Below are 18018 nucleotides of genomic sequence, written 5' to 3'. Positions count from 1 at the left end.
CTGCGCCGTCTGAGGTGCGTCTGACCGAAGAAACCGGCGCCTGGCTGGAAGCCAAGATGGCTTCGGCTGTGCGCGAGGGCATCAAAGGGGCGATGACCGAAGAGACCGCTGCTGCCTTTTGGGCGGCCGGGGTGTCGGTGTTACAGAAACAAGCCACACAGCATGCCGGGCGGTTCGTTCTGGGTGGCTTGTGGGGGTTGCTGCGCAAGGCCAGCCTGTTCTTGACGCTTGGAGGACTCGTCTATGCCATCGGCGGCTGGGCCGCGCTGGCCACCTTATTCAAAGCACTTTTTTCGAGCGGACCACCATGAGCACCAAAGACCCAATTGCGTTGATCGCTGCGCTGCAGGACCCCAATGTGCAGGCCTTCCTGCGCATGCTGCGGCACGGGGAGGGCACAGCCGGTGATGACGGCTACCGCGTGATGTTCGGTGGTGCAGACCTGGTGGGGCTGGACGGCCTGCCAGGCACGGCCGACGACTTTGCAGACCACCCGCGCCAACTCATCACCCGCAAGCTGGGGGGTAAGCCCATCAGCAGCACGGCGGCGGGCGCTTATCAGTTCCTGTCCAAGACGTGGGACGGCCTGGTGCGTGACTACGGCTTTGCCGACTTCACGCCCACAAACCAGGACTTGGGCGCAGTGGCGCTGATCCTCGGCCGCAAGGCGCTGGACGATGTGAAGGCGGGGCGCTTTGAGGATGCGGTGCGCAAGTGCAACCGCGAATGGGCCAGCCTGCCAGGCAGTCCCTACGGCCAGCCGGTGGTGACCATGGAGCGCGCCCGGCAGGAATACGAAGCGCACGGCGGCACCTACGCGCCCGCCGCACCCGAGGCCCGTCCCACGCTGGCCGATCTGATCAACCCGGAGGCGCTTGCCGCCGACACCATCACCCCCCAACCCAAGGAGCAACCCATGGCCCCCTTTGTCGCTGCAGTGCTGCCATCCCTGATTGACCTGGTGCCCAAGCTGGGCCGGTTGTTTTCTTCGGGCTCGGAGACCTCGGAACGCAACATCAAGGCCGCCGAGATCGTGGTGGCCGCCGCAAAGGAGGCCATCGGCGCGCGCAATGAGCAGGAGCTGCTGGAAACCATCGGCGCAGATCCCGCTGCTGCCGCCGCTGTTCGCAACGCCATCGAAGCGCAGTGGTTCAAGTTGGAAGAGGTTGGTGGCGGCATCGCCGGTGCGCGGGAGGCCAATGCTGCCTACCTGCAGCCCGGTGCGCCTGGCTTCTGGCACAACCCAGCGTTCTGGGTGTCCGCGCTGCTGCTACTGCCGCTGTACGGCCTGGTGGTAGACGTGCTTTTCATCCACCCGGACAACTACAGCGGCGAGCTGCGGGTGCAGATCGTGACAGCGCTGCTGGCCGTGATCGCCATGGTGGGGGCGTACTGGCTGGGGACCAGCTTCAGCAGTCAGCGGAAGACGGAACTGCAGGCGGGTCGGGGGAAGTTGCCTATGGGTTGATGATTGAATACGCAGGCATTATTCGATTTTTAAATTTAGAGAGTTGTAGAAATCTAAAAGCTCTTTTTCTGGGGATCTTAGTTGGAGGCCGATTCTTGTGTGGGCATCTGCACGATCGTCAATGTCGGGTGTTGATTTTGAAATCATGGAGTTGTGTAGTTTGTTTAAAATCACGCAAAACTCTTCATTATTTCTAAATATGCGCGACACCGCCTCATTAATATCATTGTTTTCATTGTTGTATGGATTGGTAATTTGATTGTAGGCTTTAGGGTGTCCTATTTTTATGCTTGGACCGAATGCTACAAGAAGGGGGTGATATCTTGTGTAGTATTGAGAATTCAGTGATATCAATATTATGCATCGTTCAATGTCTCTGAGCGTAAGAGAGAATGCTTCGGCGCATACTGCAAGTGCTTCTGCTTGATGATCGATCTCGTCAACGCCCTCAAATCCGTAGTCGCGGAGCTTTTGGGCGGCGAATTTTTTGTAGGGTGGTGCTCCCTCTGGAATTAATTTTTTAGGAAAATTCAATGAGAATTGTATAAATTTTCCTAGATATCTTTCGGCATCAATATTTGATCCATAGACCCCCCTGATCGATTCATGGATTTGAGTTTTGTTTAGAAGTAAGATGAAGATGATGTGTTTAACTTCGAAAAAGTGTTTTATGCGCTCAATGGTTTTAACTGCAAAATCTGGTTTGCACCGATCTAACTCATCGATGAATATTACTATTGGTTTTTCTGTTTTTTTGTAATTTTCTTCGGCTAGTTTGGCAAGTTGTTTTTTAAAGGCTGTAACGCTATTTTTTTCTCTCTCGTAGTCTGTTATTTTTTCAGAAATCAAATTTTCGATGGACTCGGCGGCGGCCTCTGCAGCGCCAGAAACAGCTTCGGAAAATTTTCCAGTGATGTCATCTGTGCCAATTAGCTTGCCAGCGGCATTCAAGATGACTTTTGCAGTCAGAGGTGCCAATGCTTTTGCTACTTCAGCCCCCCTCTTTTTTAGATCACTGACTTTTCCTTGGTTCAGGGCAATGGATATCTCTCCAATAAGGAGAAAAAAGGGGTCCTCCATATAGTCCGCTGAAAACGTATCTATATATGCCGATATATACTGATCATTGAGCAGCTCTGCATGCCAATTTCTTCCAAACCATGATTTTCCGTCGCCCCACGCCGCATCTATGGCAAATACAGCTCCTGCTGGCAACCGACGAATCATCTGAGTAAGGCGATTGGCCAGCGCTCTCCTTTCGAGGCGGTCTCCTTCAAACGGATGTGCTGGGTCAGGATGTTGGGGGGCTAGGTAGAGTTCTGGCATAGGTGTGTTGCAATTTACTTGTTTGTCCATTGTGGATCAGCATTACGCTCGCGCCACCGGCACATCCTCCCACCGCGTCGTGTACTGCGGCGTGCGCCTCTCCTGCTTCATCCCCCAGTCTTTGCCTTTGTTAGTGCCGCCCGTGGCGCCTGAATGCACGGTGCCTTTGCCATAGCGTTGGTTGAGTGTGTCCAGCGCCGCCATCAGCTGGGTTCGGTCCCGGTGGTCTTCATCCTCCAGATCCAGCTCGCCCTGCAGCACGTTGCCTGGCACCAGGTCCAGCAGCATCACCCCGGCCTTGGCCATCTTGTAGCCAGGCTCGTACATGCGGCGCATGCCAGCAGCAGCCGCCCACACCAGCTTGCCGGTGTCGGCTGTAGGCCGGCGTAGGGGCACCACCACTGACTTGTTGAAGCGGGGGCCAGGCCGGAAGGGGGATGTGTGGCAGAACACCAGCAGCTGGCTGGCCAAGCTGCCCTGCTTGCGCAGCTTCTCGGCCGCGCGGCTGGCGAATTCGCTCACGGCTTCCACCAGCGGCGGCAGCTCTGTCACCGCCTGGCCGAATGACCGGGTGCATGCAATCTCTCTCTTGGGCTCGGGCGCGTCGTCCAGGTCAATGCACTGCATGCCTTGCAACTCGCGCACGGTGCGCTCCAGCACCACGCTCCAGCGCCTGCGAACTATGGCCGGGTCCAGCCGGGCCAGGTCTAGGACCGTATGCACCCCGCACTGATGCAGCTGCGCACCGATCTTGCGGCCCACGCCCCAGACTTCTTCCACCAGCGTGTTGGCCAGCACGTCGTCCAGGTCCTGGGCGGGCAGGGCGGTCAGATTGCACACCTGGGCCAACTCGGCCGGATAGCTGCCTGGCTTGCGCTCGGCCGTCTTGGCGATGTGGTTAGCCAGCTTCGCCAGCGTCTTGGTGTGGCCTATGCCGATGCCGCAGGGGATGCCTATCCACTGTTGGATGCGGGCGCGGATGGCGTGGCTGCGTGTGATCAGGTCGCCCCTTAGCCCCTGCAGGCCGATAAACGACTCATCGATGCTGTAGATCTCCTGTGAAGGCCCCAGACCCGCTGCCAGGCTCATCATCCGGTTGCTCATGTCGCCGTACAGCGTGAAGTTGGCACTCAAGGCCACCAGCCCGTGGGTCTCCTCCATGTGCCGTATCTGGAACCACGGCGCCCCCATCTTGATGCCCAGGGCCTTGGCCTCATTGCTGCGGGCAATCGCGCAGCCGTCGTTGTTGCTCAACACCACCACCGGGCGGCCGTTCAGGCTGGGGCGGAACACCCGCTCGCAGCTCACGTAAAAATTGTTGCCATCCACCAGCGCATACATGCTGGCCTCCGTCCATCAGATCAGGTGAGAAACAGCTTCACGCACCCACTCACCACACCCCATACCTCAATGGTCTGGCTGTCGCGGGGGATGATGTCGGGATAGGTAGGGTTGGCCGCGCGCAGCTTGATGCGGCCGGCTCGCTGATGCAGATACTTCACGGTGCATTCGCCGTCCACAATGGCCACGACGATGCTGTTGTGCTTGGGCTTGATCGCCCGGTCCACCGCGATGATGCTGCCGTCCTCAATGCCCGCGTCCCTCATCGAGTCGCCACGCACGCGCCAGAAGTAGGTGGCCTGGGGGTGCTTCACCAGCAGCTGCATGATGTCCAGCCGCTCCACCGCGAAGTCATCGGCAGGCGATGGAAACCCCGCGCGCACGCTCACCCCGCACAGGGGCAAGGCCAGCGACTGTGCCGCCGTGTCGTACGGCACAGGTAGCGGGGAATTCCAAAGACTGTACATATTTACAGTATAGCTCCCTGCTGCCAGAATGTTGCCATGTGTACCTACTACGAGGTCCCGGGCCGTGAGCAGCTGGTGCTGCACTTCGGTGACGTGCCCGAGGAAGAGTGGCGCGACAAGATGAGCCCGCTGTACCGGGGTCCGTTCCTGCGGGATAAGGGCGAAACTGGGCACGAGCTGGTGGTAGGACAGTGGGGCATGATCCCGCCGCACTCCAAAACGCACATCCCCACCGGCANCTGTACATATTTACAGTATAGCTCCCTGCTGCCAGAATGTTGCCATGTGTACCTACTACGAGGTCCCGGGCCGTGAGCAGCTGGTGCTGCACTTCGGTGACGTGCCCGAAGAGGAATGGCGCGACAAGATGAGCCCTCTGTACCGTGGGCCGTTCCTACGGGCCAAGGGCGAAGCAGGGCGCGAGCTGGTGGTGGGGCAGTGGGGCATGATCCCGCCGCACTCCAAAACGCACATCCCCACCGGCAAGGACGGCAAGCGCCTGGCCACCGTCAACGCCCGGCGCGAGGGCATGGCCAAGTCTTGGACCTACGGGGGCCCCTGGCGCAAGGGGCAGCGCTGCATCATCCCGGCGCAGCTGTACGTCGAACCCTACTGGGGGACCGGCAAACACATCCCCTGGCAGTTTGAGCGCGCTGATGGCGAGCCCTGGGGCCTGGCGGGTCTGTGGAGCGAATGGACCGATCCGGCTACGGGCGAGGTAGTGCTCAGCTACACCATGATCACGCAGAACTGCGACGACGTGCCGGTGCTGAACCTGATGCACAGGCCCGACCCTAAGCGACCGCCCGACATGCAAGACAAGCGCACGGTGGTGCCTCTGGAAAAGGGCGACTGGGATACTTGGCTGCACGGCACCATTGAGCTGGCGGAGGCGTTGATCAAGGTGCCGCAGCTGAAGCTGTTTGTGCACCGGTCCAAGGATCCAGCACAGCAGGTGGAGCTGTCAGTTTGAAAGTGACGTAGCTCATAGCGCAAGTAGTGCCGGGCGATCTGATTCGCAATTGATTGGACGGGGATCGAAGAGCACTTTGAAACGCTTTGAGCGGTATTTGAGTTGCTTTTTTTGACTGCCCAATGACGGTTGAAAGCGGATGTAAAAGGGTGTGAGGTTGGCGAGGGTGGTCAGTAGGATCAGGTCGTCGTTTTGACCCCAATTTTTTGAAAGGTTGCCATGCCCATCAGTCGCCGTCAGCTTGTCCAGTCTGCAGCGCTCTTGCCCTTTGCGGCCGCATTGCCTGGACACGCTCAAGCAATGAACGCCATTCCAGGAACGCCAGTCTTCCCGACGAATCTCTCGGCTTACGGCCACTATCTGCTTCCCAACGTTGGGGGGTTTTATGCCCAAGCGTTCAATCTTCCCCAGCGCTCTGCAGGCACCTCGGGTCTGTATGTCGAATTCGACATAGACAACTTCGCGGATTACGTCACTACCAATGCTGTTGCAGGCAAGCATTTCGCGGTAAATCTGTACGACAACAAAACTGTTGCACCCTTCACAGGTCGTGCAGGCACAGCCTACGACACAGGCGAGGGGTTTGGTAGCGATGCCATCAGCACAGGCGTGGGGGTTGCCATTGGCAACCTCGTGTACAACGGGACGCAGTACCAATGCGCTTGGTTGGAATCGTTCCGAAAGGGCAACTTGCCCGACTGCCAAAAAGAAAATGGAGCGCCAAATCGAGACAAGATCTTGCTCGACTACGGCCTTGATTTGCTGGTGGGAATGGTGAACCCAGTGACGGTCAAGGTGTGGGCCTCAAGGACTCCATCTGGACGGTATGACGTCGGCGTCCAGATCGTGAACCGTGCAAACGGTGTGCCGCTGTTGTCCGGGGGCACTTCGAACAGCCCAGCACTTGCGGTATACGACCCTACGGGTTATCGGATCACCGGCGCGTATGCTGGTACCACCGACTTCACTAAGACCGCTGAGTACTCTTTTGCCGCACCCGTGGTTTCTATGATCGCTGTGACGAACGGCAATGTGGGTTCTGGTGCTAGCGACACGCCTCGTATCAGTGCGGGTCGATACCTGTTCTATTGACGATTTTCAGCAGGGAAGTCTGGCGGAGACGCTGAAATCGAGGTCCCGGAGTCAATGACAGGCATTGCTCCGGGCGCCGGGAAGTGGCAAGCACAAGGTCACATTTCAGGCGCAGACAATAGAACCACCATGAAGGCCGTAACCCTACGCGGCCGGCAGCTTTGAGCTACTCAAGCTTGTATGGCTTGGAGAGGATGGTGGGGCCTGGAACAAACACTTTCTGAGTGTTCAGATTGCCGGCGCACGACAGTTTGGTTGATTTGCCGTCTTTGGCGCTGTCAGTAATGTCTTGCGTGCAGGGATTGGTTAGCTCGAGCGTGATTGTGTTTTCCAGCGTGCCACTAGTCGTGCGCGTAAAGGAGAGCTTCACGGGTGCTTTCTCAATACCCCCTCCCGCTTGCGTCGAAGTGCTAGCGGTCACCTTTAGTACAACTGTCGCACTCTTAATCGAAAGGTTAGCAGGACGGTCTGGAGAAGCTGCCTGAGTGGCCGCCAGTTCCTGTCGCAGCTCATTGAGCACCGTACTGAGGTCGGCAGTAGGTTCCGGCACTGTTTGGAAAGTCTGACACCCTGTCAGAAATGCAGCTATGGAGCTAAGGAGTACGAGTTTGTTCAGTCGTTGCATGGTTCCCTCCGGTAGTGGAGGCTCCATGGTCACCACTGCCCTCAAAGCTGGCAAGAAAACTATTGCCGTCAGAAGGGGCGGTAAAAAAGACCACCCGCAGGTGGTCCAAAAATCGTGGGGATCGCCGTCGAGTCATCTCTCCGAGAAACACATCGGCTTCTCAGCCGCGTAGTTCTGTGCGCGGGGACCGGGCGGAGTGCAGCGAAATTTTTCAGGAGCAGGCAAGAGCGACAAATGAACGCCTACTCTTAACGCTAGCGTTGTCGGCCTAACCTAGGACTAGCCGAGTCCCGCTTGTTTTTTTAGCCTGTCAAGCACGCCCTGGGACTTGCCCGTGTCGTATGCCCATTTTTCCGTGTCCTTCACGTCTGGCGGTGTCGTTGGCATTGGAGGGATAGTTGGGTCTAGAGTCGACCATGCCCCTTGCTCTGCCCAGCCGTCGAGATACCCCTTGCTCCATTGGTCTTGAGGTTGATTCATTGCAGATCCTGTGTGCGACAAAAGTCGGAGTCTACACAGTGATGTTGGGCGTAGATGTATCTGATTTACTTTGCGCCACACCATTTGTGCAGCGCGAGGTGCACCCACACATTGTGCGGAACTCGCTGCCTGATGCGGTGTAGTTTTTGGTGTAGTTTTTTTAACTATTTTGCAATTTCAAAATAGAGTGAAGAAATACCATTGAACTACACCCGCGACGCTCCGGATTATAGGCAGCATCCGCCAGCCGTCTGGCAAGCGCTTTGTGCAAGCGTGCAAAACGCATATCCATAGCCGAACATGTTGGTTGGGTGTGATCGCGTCGGGCTCTAAATTCCTTCTACCTGCTGCACTGCACAGGCACTTCAAAGAAAAGGAACGGATGCCAATGACAACCCAACGCACTCTCTCATCACAATGGTTTGGACGCCGCTGGACGCGTGCCTCCCTGGCATCCTCCATGGCGTTATTCGGTGGAACTTTGCTCGCTGCCACACCCATCCCCGCAGGCCCTCTGGTCACCACCGAATGGCTGGCGCAGAACCTGGACAATCAGCAGGTGCGCATTGTGGAGGTGAGCGTGAACCCCGGTCTGTACGAGCGCGGCCATGTGCCGGGTGCGGTCAACTTCTCGTGGCACCAGGACCTGAACGACCGGGTGCGCCGTGACATCGTGAGCAAGGATGCGTTTGAGGCCCTGTTGTCCAAGGCGGGCGTGTCGCAAGACACCACGGTGGTGCTGTACGGCGACACCAACAACTGGTTTGCTGCCTGGGGCGCGTGGGTGTTTGACATCTATGGTGTCAAGAACGTGAAGCTGCTCGACGGCGGCCGCAAGAAGTGGGAGGCGGAGAACCAGCCGCTGAACAACCGCGTGCCCGAGTTTGCAACCACCAGCTACCGGGTGGTCAAGGTGAACACCGACCTGCGGGCCCGCCTGTCCGATGCATTGGCTGCGGCAGAGGGCAAGAGCAATGCAAAGCTGGTGGACATCCGGTCGGCTGACGAATACGCGGGCAAGATTTTTGCCCCGGCCGGTGTGCCCGAGCTGAGCATCCGTGCTGGCCACATCCCCGGCGCGGCTAACGTGCCCTGGGGCCAGGCGGTCAAGGAGGATGGCACCTTCAAGTCCGCCGAGGACCTCCAAAAGCTCTACGCCAGCGCGGGCGTGGATGGCAGCAAGCCCATCATCACCTACTGCCGCATTGGCGAACGCTCCAGCCACACCTGGTTTGCGCTGTCCAAGATCCTGGGCTACAGCGTCAAGAACTACGACGGTTCGTGGACGGAATACGGCAATGCGGTGGGCGTGCCTATCACCAACCCGGCGGGCACCATCTGGGCCGCGAAGTGAATGGGCTGACCGACAGAACCTTTTGGGAAGAAGGTGCAATGCAAAACAAAGAGATCTTTTGAGTTTTGGTAGGGGGTCTCCTTTACAGCCCGCCTGGTGCGGGCTTTTTTTATGGGTGCGGTGCAATGACATACAAGATCAATTTCTCTGGCGCAGGAGCCCTGGCGTCGCTCGCAGCGCTGGTGGCATTGGGTTGGGGTGCCCAGGCGGTTCAGGGCTTGCCAGGCGGGCGCACGCTCGTCTTTGCTTTGGTCACGGGTGCTGTGCTGGGGCTCGTGCTGCAGCGCTCGCGCTTTTGCTTTTACTGCCACGCGCGCGACTGGTTTGAAGACCGCAATCCGCGCGGGCTGCTGGCCATCGTGCTGGCGCTGGCGGTGGGGGTGGTGGGCTACACCGTGGTGCTGGGCAGCTGGCTGCCGGTGCCCCAGCCGGGTAAGCTGCCGCCCGACATGCACATCGGCCCCGTGAGTTGGGTGCTGGTAGCGGCTGGGCTGTCGTTTGGTACCGGCATGGTGGTGTCGGGCTCGTGCATCAGCGCGCACTGGTACCGGCTGGCCGAAGGGGCCACGGTATCGCCGTTCGCGCTGGCCGGGTCGGCACTGGGCTTCATCCTGGGTTTCAAGACCTGGAACCCCTTGTACAGCCTGAGTGTGGCCGATGCGCCCGTGGTGTGGCTGCCTGCCCACCTGGGGTATGGCGGCGCCTTGCTGGTGCAACTGGGCGGGTTGGCCCTGGTGGCTGCCTGGCTTTGGCGTGACTTTGCGCAGGAGGCTGCCGCATCATCAGCGCCTGGTGCAGTCCCTGCCGTACCAGGACTGCGTGCCGTGTGGCGCGACCTGTGGACCGGGCGCTGGCACTACTGGGTAGGCGGGTTGGTCGTGGGGCTGATTGGCGCATTTGCCATCGTGCGCATGCGACCCCTGGGCGTGACAGCCACGCTGGGCAGCGCCGCACGCCAGTGGGCACAAGGGCAGGGCTGGATTCCAGACCGGCTCGATGGACTCGATGGATTTGCGGGTTGCGCTACCGTGCCGCAGGCCACCTGGTTTACCCCCAATGCCGTGCTGTTTGTGGGCCTGGTGGCGGGAGCGTTCGTGGCAGCTACAGCCAGCCGCCAGTTTGTGCCGCGCTGGCCCACGTGGCGCGATGCTGTACGGGGCCTCTCGGGTGGCGTGTTCCTGGGCTGGGGGGCGATGACCGGGCTGGGCTGCACCATTGGCACGCTGCTGTCCGGCGGCATGGCGGGCGCGCTGTCGGGTTGGGTGTTTGGTGCCGCGGTGTTCTTCGCAGTGTGGGGCGGCCTGCGTGTAAAGGCGATGTTGCGTCGCTGACGAGGCCCTAAATTTTGAAGCTTTTTTGGCTGCTAGCGCTTATAAATTAGGCGCTAGCAGCTATCAAAAGCATATCAATGGGAAGCCGTTCTGGCGCTGGTCACTTCTGGATGTCGCCCAGGCACAGGTATTTGATCTCCACATAGTCGTCCATGCCGTGGTGCGAGCCTTCGCGGCCCAGGCCCGACTGCTTGACGCCGCCAAAGGGTACGTGCTCTGTGGCCAGAATGCCCACGTTGGCACCGACCATCCCGTATTCCAGCGCCTCGGTCACGCGGAAGATGCGACCCACGTCGCGGCTGTAGAAGTAGCTGGCCAGGCCGAACTCGGTGTTGTTGGCTGCGTCGATGGCTTCCTGCTCGGTCTTGAACTTGAATACGGGCGCAAACGGGCCAAAGGTTTCTTCGCGGGCACACAGCATGTCGGCCGATGCATTGGCCACCACCGTGGGCTCGAAGAACTGCCCGGAGCCCAGACTCTTGAGCCGCTGGCCGCCAGCCACCACCTGTCCGCCCTTGGCCAGCGCGTCGTCCACGTGGCGCTGCACCTTGGCCAGAGCCGCTTCCTCGATCAGCGGGCCCTGGTTCACACCGGCTTCAAAGCCATTGCCCACCTTGGCCGTCTTGACCTTGGCGGCGAACTTGGCCACGAACTCGTCGTACACGCCTTCCTGCACGTAAAAGCGGTTGGTGCATACGCAGGTCTGGCCCGCGTTGCGGTACTTGCTGGCAAAGGCGCCTTCCACGGCGCTGTCGATGTCGGCATCGTCAAACACCAGGAAGGGCGCATTGCCACCCAACTCCAGCGACATCTTCTTGACCGTGGGGGCCGACTGCGCCATCAGGATGCGGCCCACTTCGGTGCTCCCCGTGAAGCTGATGTGGCGCACCACGTCGCTCGCACACAGCACCTTGCCGATGGCAATCGAGTTGTCGCTGTCTGCGGGCAGGATGTTGAACACCCCGGCAGGGATGCCTGCGCGGATGGCCAGCTCGGCGGCGGCCAGGGCGGTGAGCGGCGTCAGCTCGGCCGGCTTGATGACCACGGGGCAGCCCGCAGCCAGCGCAGGCGCGACCTTGCGGGTGATCATGGCCAGCGGGAAGTTCCATGGCGTGATGGCCGCGCACACGCCGATGGGCTGCTTGAGCACCAGCAGGCGGCGGTTGTTGTCAAACTGGGGCAGCGTCTCGCCGTTGATGCGCTTGGCCTCCTCGGCAAACCATTCCACAAAGCTCGCGCCGTAGGCGACCTCGCCCTTGGCTTCTGGCAGGGGCTTGCCCTGCTCGGCGGTCATGATGCGGCCCAGGTCGTCCTGGTTCGCCATAAGCAGGTCAAACCACTTGCGCAGGATGATGCTGCGCTCCTTGGCGGTCTTGGTCTTCCAAGGGCCCCAGGCGGCGTTGGCGGCGGCAATGGCGGCCTCGGCATCCTGCGGGCCCAGATTGGCCACGTCGGCCAGCTTCCGTCCCGTGGCTGGGTCGTTCACGTCAAAGCGGCTGCTGCCCGCCACCCATTGGCCGTTGATGAGGCCGTCAGTCTTGAGCAGCGTGGGGTCGTTCAGCAGTGCGAGGGGAGATGTCTTCATGTCCATGGGAATACTTCCGGGAGAGGTGACGAAACGAAGGGCGAGGAAAAGGGAAGGGGCGCAGCGCGGGGGCCAAGAGCCCGCATACATCTAGCCAAAGGCTAGCATGGGCGGGGCTGCGCAATGCGTCGCCAAAGTGGCACCGGCAACAGGGGCATGGGTGGGGATGCGTGCGCTGGTGAACACGGCCTGCGCCCTCATGCGCGTCGGCCCCGCAGCCACTCCAGCGCCAGCAAGAGGCTGGTGGTGAAGAGGATGAGCAGTGTGGCCACGGCGGCAATGGTGGGCGAAATGTTCTCGCGGATGCCATTGAACATCTGGCGCGGCAGCGTGGACTGGTCGGCCCCGGCCAGGAAGAGGGTGACCACCACTTCGTCAAAGGAGGTGGCAAACGCAAACAGCGCGCCGGAGATCACGCCCGGCGCAATCACCGGCAGCGTGACGCGGAAGAAAGTGTTGAGCGGTGTCTCACCCAGGCTCAGCGAGGCGCGCACCAGGTTGTGGTTGAAGCCCGCCAGCGTGGCCAGCACGGTGGTCAGTACAAAAGGTGCGCCCAGGGCTGCGTGCACGATGATGAGACCGAAATAGCTGTCGGCCAGGCCCAGCGGCGCGAAGTACAGGTAGGTGGCCACGCCCACCACGATGATGGGCACCACCATCGGGGCAATCAGGATGGCCATGAGCAGTCCCTTGAACCGGAAGTCCGCCCGCGACAGGCCCACGGCGGCCAGGGTGCCCAGCACAGTGGCAATCAGCGTGGCTGCGGGCGCCACGATGAAGCTGTTGCGCGTGGCACGGGCCCATTCGGCCGACTCGAACAGGTTGCGGTACCACTTGAGCGACCAGCCGTGGATGGGGTAGGCGAGGAACGAGCTTTCGGAGAACGACAGCGGCACCATCACCAGGATGGGGGCCAGCAGGAACACCAGCACGGACACGCACAGTGCGCGCACGGCCCACCAGCCGAGCTTGTCGGCCAACGTGGCGTACAGGGGGAATCGGGGCAGGCGAAACATGGTCAGCGACTTTCAGCTTTGGAGGGAGTGATCAGCCCAGACTCAATTCGGCTTTGCCAATGCGGCGGTACACGCCGTACAGCAGCAGCGTGGCAGCCAGCAGCAGGGCACCCAGCGCGCAGGCCATGCCCCAGTTCACTTCCACGTTGGTGTAGCGGGCGATGTAGTAGCTCAGCATCTGGTCATCAGCCCCGCCCAGCAGCGCGGGCGTGACGTAGTAGCCAATGGCCAGGATGAACACCAGCAGCGCACCCGCGCCAATGCCAGGGTAGGTTTGCGGCACATACACCCGAAAAACCGCGGCAATGGGCGAGCTGCCCAGCGACACCGCCGCACGCAGGTAGGTGGGCGGCACGCTCTTCATCACGCTGTATAGCGGCAGGATCATGAACGGCAGCAGGATGTGCACCATGGCAATCACCACGCCCGTGCGGTTGAACAGCAGTGCCAGTGGCTGTTCGATCAGGCCCAGGCCCATCAGGCCCCGGTTGACCAGGCCTTCGGATTGCAGCAGCACGATCCAAGCGGCCACACGCACCAGGATCGAGGTCCAGAAAGGCACCAGCACCAGGATCATCAGCACGTTGGCCGAACGCGCAGGCAATGAGGCCAGCCACCAGGCCAGCGGGTAGCCCACCAGCAGGCACACCAGTGTGACCACCAGGCTGATGTGGAACGTGCGCAGCAGGATGCCGCCGAAGGCGCGCTGCTCCTCGGGCATGCGTTCGACCTGGCCCAGTGCGTCGCGCTGCAGGTCCACCGATGCAAGCAGGTAGTCGGGCGTCCAGCGGGCGCCGTTCTTGGCTATGGCGCGCCAGAAGGGTGCTTCGCCCCAGCGGGGGTCGGCGCCCAGCAGGCGCTCCCTGATGGCGTCGGCAGAACCTTCAAAAGGCAGGTCGCGGTAGGCCCCCATCACCATGGAGCGTGCGCCCGGTACCTCGGAGTTGAGCCGGCGCGCCAGGGCGCCAGCGTCCGAACGGTCGGGCAGGCGGGCGAGATCGCCCACCAGCGCGGCGTAGGCCGCCGCCGGTGGTGCGTCGCGCCGGTCCCAGCCGTCCAGGGCACGCATGGTGCCGGGCAGCGCGTTGGCCACCTCGGGGTTCTCCACCGCGCGCTGCAGCAGCGCGGCAATGGGCACCAGCAGCGTGAGCAGCAGAAACACCAGCAAGGGCAGCGTGAGGCTGAACGCCCGCCATTTGCGCCGCACTTCGGCGCGGGCCAAGGCTTTGCGCAGCGCGCCGGGGGCGTGGCTGTCCTGTGCGCGGTGCGGGGCCATATCAGGGGCGTTCATGGCGATCACGCCGGAGTGGGCTTGCATGGTGGTGGGCTCTGTCTGCTGCTGGTGTGGGCTCATGGCTCAGGCGGGCGGGCGCAGGCTTACTGCGTGGCCCAGGCGGCAAAGCGCTTTTCCAGCGCCTCGCCCTGGTCGGCCCAGAAGCCCACGCTGAACTGCAGGGCTTCCTTGGCGTTGGTGGCCGAGGTGGGCAGGTCGTCCAGCACCTTCTTGTCCAGCGACGCCAGGGCCTTGGTGTTGGCCGGGCCATAGGCAATGTTCTGTGCATAGGCGGCTTGCTGTGGGGTCTGCATCGTGAAGGCGATGAACTTCACAGCAGCATCCTTGTTGGGTGTGCCCTTGGGGATGGCCCAGTAGTCCAGGTCGTAGATGCCGCCGGGCCAGTAGATCTTGAGGTTGCGGCCTTCGCGGTTGGCGGCGTCGATGCGGCCGTTGAACACCGTGGTCAGAGTCACATCGCCTGCGACCAGGAACTGGGGCGCCTGGGCACCGGCCTCCCACCACTGGATGTTGGGCTTGAGTTCGGTCAGCTTCTTGAACGCGCGGTCGGCGCCGTCCTTGGTGGCCAGCACCTTGTACACGTCGGCGGGCTTCACACCATCGGCCAGCAGCGCAAATTCGAGGTTGTAGCGCGCGCCCTTGCGCATGCCGCGCTTGCCCGGGATCTTCTTGGTGTCCCAGAAGTCAGCCCAGCTGGTGGGTGGGGTCTTGAGTTTGTCGCCGTTGTAGGCCATGACGGTGGACCACACGAAGATGCCCACAGCGCACTCGTTCACCGCAGCGGGCAGCAGGTCGGCCTTGGGCACGATCTTGCTGTAGTCCAGCTTTTCGTACAGGCCTTCATCGCAGCCGCGCGCGGCGTCGGGCGATTCCACCTCGACCACGTCCCAGGTCACCTTCTTGGCCTCGACCATGGCCTTGACCTTGGCCTGCTCGCCGTTGTACTCCACGGCCACGATCTTGTTGCCGGCCTTTTCGTAGGGCTCGTAGAAGGCCTTCTTTTGTGCATTGGCGTTGGCACCGCCGAAGTTGACGACGGTGAGTTGCTGCTGCGCCAGGCTGGGCAGGGCCAGGCAGGCAGACAGGGCAGCGCAGGCGATCAGGCTCTTGTTTTTCATGGTGCGGTTTCCTAGGGGTTGAGGGCAGGGGACGGGGAACAAAAAATGCGGTTCAGTGAACGGTGGGCGGGGCGTAGATGCGCACGGACTCCGTGGGGAACTCCAGCAGCACCGCATCGCCAGGTTCGGGGTGCGGGTTGGCGTCGGCGCGGGTCAGCGGCAGCTTGACGGTGGCCTGCGCCTGGCCGGCGCCGATGTCGCACATCAGGCGCAGGTGGTCGCCGTAATAGATGGCACGGGCCACCGTGGCGCGCAGGGCGGGGGCCTGGGGCGTGGCGCTGGCGGCATGCAGCGCAATGCGCTCGGGGCGGATACAGGCCTCGGCCGGGGCGCCGGGTGCCAGGTGGTTCACATTGAGGCCGGGCAGGCGCTGGCCGTCAGGCAACTGCAGAGCCCACGCCGTACCACTGCCTTGCAGCGTACCGGTGATGACCGTGCTGTCGCCCACAAAACCCGCCACAAAGCGGTTGGACGGGGTCTCGTACAGTGACTCCACGTCGGCCAACTGCTGAATGACACCTTCGTTGAACACCGCCACGCGGTCGCTCATGGTCAGGGCTTCGCCCTGGTCATGGGTCACGTACACAAAGGTCACGCCCAGCTGGCGGTGCAGCTCTTTCAGCTCGATCTGCATGTGCTCGCGCAGCTGTTTGTCCAGCGCTCCCAGGGGCTCGTCCATCAGCACCAGCTGGGGGTTGAACACCAGGGCGCGGGCCAGCGCCACGCGCTGCTGCTGGCCGCCCGACAGGCGTGCGGGCAGGCGGTCGGCCATGCCCGACAGGCGGACCATGTCCAGCGCCTTCTTCACGCGTTCGGCCTGCTCGGCCTTGGGCACCTTGCGCACGGTGAGCGGGTAGGCCACGTTCTGACCCACGGTGAGGTGGGGGAACAGCGCGTAGTTCTGGAACACCATGCCAAAGTTGCGCTTGTGCGGCGGCGTGCGCGTGATCTGCTTGCCATCGAGCAGGATGTCGCCCGCGGTGGGCGACTCGAAGCCGGCCAGCATCATCAGCGTGGTGGTCTTGCCAGAGCCCGAAGGCCCCAGCAGGCTCAGGAACTCGCCGCGCTGGATGTCCAGGTCCAGCGCACGCACCACAAGCTGTTCGCCGTCGTAGGTTTTTTGCACGCCGCTGAAGCGGACCAGGGGTTCTGCGTGGTTCATGGTGGTGGAGGCAATCAAGGGAGAAGGGATTCAGCCCACAGCTGCGAAGCTGTCGGCCAGGATGGCCAGGCCTTCGTGCAGCAGTTCGTCCGATGCCGTCAGGGGCACCAGGATGCGGATCACGTTGCCGTAGGTGCCGCAGGACAGCAGGATGAGCCCGCGCCGCGCGGCTTCGGCCACGACCTTTTTGGTCAGTGCGGCGTCGGGGCGGTGCACATCGCCGTTTTCAAACAGCTCGATCGCCACCATGGCACCCAGGCCGCGCACGTCGCCGATGGCGGGTACTTTGGCGGCCATTGCTTTCAGGGCACTGACCAGCAGCGCGCCCATGTCCTGGCTGCGGGCCAGCAGGTTTTCCTGCTCGAACGCATCGATCACCGCCAGGGCTGCCGCGCAGGCCACCGGGCTGCCCGCATAGGTGCCGCCCAAGCCGCCAGCTGCAGGCGCGTCGATGACGTCAGCGCGGCCCACCACGCCCGACAGGGGGAAGCCGCCCGCCAGCGACTTAGCGGTAGTGATGAGGTCGGGGGCCACCGGCCATTGTTCGCAGGCGAACCACGTGCCCGTGCGGCCCGCGCCGGTCTGCACTTCGTCGGCAATCAGCAGGATGCCGTACCGGTCTGCGAGGGCCTTGAGGCCGGTGATGAACTCGGGCGGGGCCACATAGAAGCCGCCTTCGCCCTGCACGGGCTCGACGATGAAGGCGGCCACGCGCTCGGGCTCGATGTCGTTCTTGAAGATCAACTCCACCGAATGCAGGGCCTGCTCCACGCTCACGCCATGCAGTGCGTTGGGGAACAGCGCGTGGTAAGTCTCACCCGGGAACGGACCAAAACCCACCTTGTACGGAACGACCTTGCCGGTGAGGCCCAGCGTGAGGTTGGTGCGGCCGTGGTAGCCGCCCGTAAAGGCGATCACGCCAGGGCGCTTGGTGTAGGCGCGGGCGATCTTGATGGCGTTTTCCACGGCCTCGGCGCCGGTGGTGAGCAGCAGGCTCTTTTTGGCAAACGCGCCGGGGGCCAGCGTGTTCAGGCGCTCGCACACTTCCACGTAGGGTTCGTACGCCACCACCTGAAAGCAGGTGTGGGTGTACAGGTCCAGCTGCGCCTTGACGGCGGCGATCACGCCAGCGTGCAGGTGGCCGGTGTTGAGCACCGCGATGCCACCGGCAAAGTCGATGAAGCGGCGGCCCTCCACATCCCACAGCTCGGCGTTGCGGGCCTTGTGGATGAAGAGTTCATGGGCCTGGCCCACGCCCCGGGCCACGGCGGCGTGGCGGCGGGTGAGGAGGGCGGCGTTGGTGAAATGGCGGTCTTGCTGCATGGTGTGGGCGGTGGCTGTGAAGGACAAAAAAGGGAATGAAAACCAGGAATGGGGCGAATTCTG

Annotated in this window: 16 protein-coding genes; 6 read left to right on the top strand and 10 right to left on the bottom strand. The window is 61.9% G+C overall.

Annotated features, from left to right (window positions below):
* Positions 1-14: 14 nt before the first annotated feature.
* Positions 15-311 (top strand): hypothetical protein, encoded by a 297-nt coding sequence (locus tag ASC83_RS13295; protein ID WP_235509371.1) that lies wholly within the window; start codon positions 15-17, stop codon positions 309-311.
* Positions 308-1468 carry a glycoside hydrolase family 104 protein gene (locus ASC83_RS24150; RefSeq protein WP_056063233.1) on the top strand — a complete coding sequence of 387 codons (1161 nt, stop codon included), beginning with the start codon at positions 308-310 and terminating at the stop codon, positions 1466-1468. The genes ASC83_RS13295 and ASC83_RS24150 overlap by 4 nt, the downstream gene beginning before the upstream one ends.
* A gap of 18 nt (positions 1469-1486) precedes the next feature.
* On the opposite strand, the gene ASC83_RS23565 is transcribed toward ASC83_RS24150, so the two are convergent.
* From ASC83_RS23565 to ASC83_RS13280, 3 genes are read right to left on the bottom strand one after another with little or no spacing between them, the layout of a single operon-like run.
* On the bottom strand, positions 1487-2824 hold the full coding sequence (locus ASC83_RS23565; RefSeq protein WP_082522449.1) for a P-loop NTPase fold protein: 1338 nt from the start codon (positions 2822-2824) through the stop codon (positions 1487-1489).
* A 12-nt stretch (positions 2825-2836) separates the two neighbouring features.
* On the bottom strand, positions 2837-4135 hold the full coding sequence (locus tag ASC83_RS13285) for a Y-family DNA polymerase (protein WP_056063230.1): 1299 nt from the start codon (positions 4133-4135) through the stop codon (positions 2837-2839).
* Positions 4136-4155: 20 nt separating this feature from the next.
* Complete coding sequence (locus ASC83_RS13280) at positions 4156-4602, bottom strand: LexA family transcriptional regulator (RefSeq protein WP_056063227.1); 447 nt, start codon at positions 4600-4602, stop codon at positions 4156-4158.
* 283 nt (positions 4603-4885) lie between these two features.
* Between ASC83_RS13280 and ASC83_RS13275 the strand changes: the two genes are divergently transcribed.
* Both ASC83_RS13275 and ASC83_RS13270 read left to right on the top strand, forming a co-directional pair.
* Positions 4886-5575 (top strand): SOS response-associated peptidase, encoded by a 690-nt coding sequence (locus tag ASC83_RS13275; RefSeq protein WP_056063225.1) that lies wholly within the window; start codon positions 4886-4888, stop codon positions 5573-5575.
* Positions 5576-5875: 300 nt separating this feature from the next.
* Positions 5876-6667 (top strand): hypothetical protein, encoded by a 792-nt coding sequence (locus tag ASC83_RS13270; protein WP_156379500.1) that lies wholly within the window; start codon positions 5876-5878, stop codon positions 6665-6667.
* Between the two features lie 166 nt (positions 6668-6833).
* Here the strand turns inward: ASC83_RS13270 and ASC83_RS23960 are convergent, their stop codons facing one another.
* Positions 6834-7292, bottom strand: a complete 459-nt coding sequence (locus tag ASC83_RS23960) for a trypco2 family protein (RefSeq protein ID WP_156379499.1) — start codon at positions 7290-7292, stop codon at positions 6834-6836.
* 940 nt (positions 7293-8232) lie between these two features.
* Between ASC83_RS23960 and ASC83_RS13265 the strand changes: the two genes are divergently transcribed.
* On the top strand, positions 8233-9126 hold the full coding sequence (locus ASC83_RS13265) for a sulfurtransferase (protein ID WP_156379498.1): 894 nt from the start codon (positions 8233-8235) through the stop codon (positions 9124-9126).
* A 125-nt stretch (positions 9127-9251) separates the two neighbouring features.
* Positions 9252-10457: a YeeE/YedE family protein gene (locus ASC83_RS13260; protein ID WP_056063219.1), complete on the top strand. Its 1206-nt coding sequence runs from the start codon at positions 9252-9254 to the stop codon at positions 10455-10457.
* 100 nt (positions 10458-10557) lie between these two features.
* Here the strand turns inward: ASC83_RS13260 and ASC83_RS13255 are convergent, their stop codons facing one another.
* The 6 genes from ASC83_RS13255 to gabT all read right to left on the bottom strand — a co-directional run bounded on the left by ASC83_RS13255 (position 10558) and on the right by gabT (position 17955).
* Complete coding sequence (locus ASC83_RS13255; RefSeq protein ID WP_056063216.1) at positions 10558-12048, bottom strand: NAD-dependent succinate-semialdehyde dehydrogenase; 1491 nt, start codon at positions 12046-12048, stop codon at positions 10558-10560.
* Between the two features lie 191 nt (positions 12049-12239).
* Positions 12240-13058: an ABC transporter permease gene (locus tag ASC83_RS13250; RefSeq protein ID WP_056063214.1), complete on the bottom strand. Its 819-nt coding sequence runs from the start codon at positions 13056-13058 to the stop codon at positions 12240-12242.
* A gap of 31 nt (positions 13059-13089) precedes the next feature.
* Positions 13090-14334 carry an ABC transporter permease gene (locus tag ASC83_RS13245; RefSeq protein WP_156379541.1) on the bottom strand — a complete coding sequence of 415 codons (1245 nt, stop codon included), beginning with the start codon at positions 14332-14334 and terminating at the stop codon, positions 13090-13092.
* 101 nt (positions 14335-14435) lie between these two features.
* Positions 14436-15470, bottom strand: coding sequence for an ABC transporter substrate-binding protein (locus ASC83_RS13240; protein WP_056063211.1), 1035 nt, complete (start codon positions 15468-15470; stop codon positions 14436-14438).
* Between the two features lie 52 nt (positions 15471-15522).
* Complete coding sequence (locus ASC83_RS13235; protein ID WP_056065049.1) at positions 15523-16632, bottom strand: ABC transporter ATP-binding protein; 1110 nt, start codon at positions 16630-16632, stop codon at positions 15523-15525.
* A gap of 30 nt (positions 16633-16662) precedes the next feature.
* Positions 16663-17955: a 4-aminobutyrate--2-oxoglutarate transaminase gene (gene gabT / locus ASC83_RS13230; protein ID WP_056063208.1), complete on the bottom strand. Its 1293-nt coding sequence runs from the start codon at positions 17953-17955 to the stop codon at positions 16663-16665.
* Between the last annotated feature and the right edge of the window lie 63 nt (positions 17956-18018).

The sequence above is a fragment of the Acidovorax sp. Root402 genome (genome assembly GCF_001425125.1).
Classification (GTDB): domain Bacteria; phylum Pseudomonadota; class Gammaproteobacteria; order Burkholderiales; family Burkholderiaceae_C; genus Acidovorax; species Acidovorax delafieldii.
Note: the sequence above shows the minus strand (reverse complement) of the source record. Positions and strands in the feature narration are given on the sequence as shown.

Coding starts and splice junctions, on each gene's coding strand:
- ASC83_RS13235 (WP_056065049.1), bottom strand. CDS start 16,632: ATGAACCACGCAGAACCCCTGGTCCGCTTCAGCGGCGTGCAAAAAACC.
- ASC83_RS13250 (WP_056063214.1), bottom strand. CDS start 13,058: ATGTTTCGCCTGCCCCGATTCCCCCTGTACGCCACGTTGGCCGACAAG.
- ASC83_RS13265 (WP_156379498.1), top strand. CDS start 8,233: ATGGCGTTATTCGGTGGAACTTTGCTCGCTGCCACACCCATCCCCGCA.
- gabT (WP_056063208.1), bottom strand. CDS start 17,955: ATGCAGCAAGACCGCCATTTCACCAACGCCGCCCTCCTCACCCGCCGC.
- ASC83_RS13280 (WP_056063227.1), bottom strand. CDS start 4,602: ATGTACAGTCTTTGGAATTCCCCGCTACCTGTGCCGTACGACACGGCG.
- ASC83_RS13260 (WP_056063219.1), top strand. CDS start 9,252: ATGACATACAAGATCAATTTCTCTGGCGCAGGAGCCCTGGCGTCGCTC.
- ASC83_RS13255 (WP_056063216.1), bottom strand. CDS start 12,048: ATGGACATGAAGACATCTCCCCTCGCACTGCTGAACGACCCCACGCTG.
- ASC83_RS23565 (WP_082522449.1), bottom strand. CDS start 2,824: ATGGACAAACAAGTAAATTGCAACACACCTATGCCAGAACTCTACCTA.
- ASC83_RS13245 (WP_156379541.1), bottom strand. CDS start 14,334: ATGGCCCCGCACCGCGCACAGGACAGCCACGCCCCCGGCGCGCTGCGC.
- ASC83_RS23960 (WP_156379499.1), bottom strand. CDS start 7,292: ATGCAACGACTGAACAAACTCGTACTCCTTAGCTCCATAGCTGCATTT.
- ASC83_RS13285 (WP_056063230.1), bottom strand. CDS start 4,135: ATGTATGCGCTGGTGGATGGCAACAATTTTTACGTGAGCTGCGAGCGG.
- ASC83_RS13240 (WP_056063211.1), bottom strand. CDS start 15,470: ATGAAAAACAAGAGCCTGATCGCCTGCGCTGCCCTGTCTGCCTGCCTG.
- ASC83_RS13275 (WP_056063225.1), top strand. CDS start 4,886: ATGTGTACCTACTACGAGGTCCCGGGCCGTGAGCAGCTGGTGCTGCAC.
- ASC83_RS24150 (WP_056063233.1), top strand. CDS start 308: ATGAGCACCAAAGACCCAATTGCGTTGATCGCTGCGCTGCAGGACCCC.
- ASC83_RS13270 (WP_156379500.1), top strand. CDS start 5,876: ATGAACGCCATTCCAGGAACGCCAGTCTTCCCGACGAATCTCTCGGCT.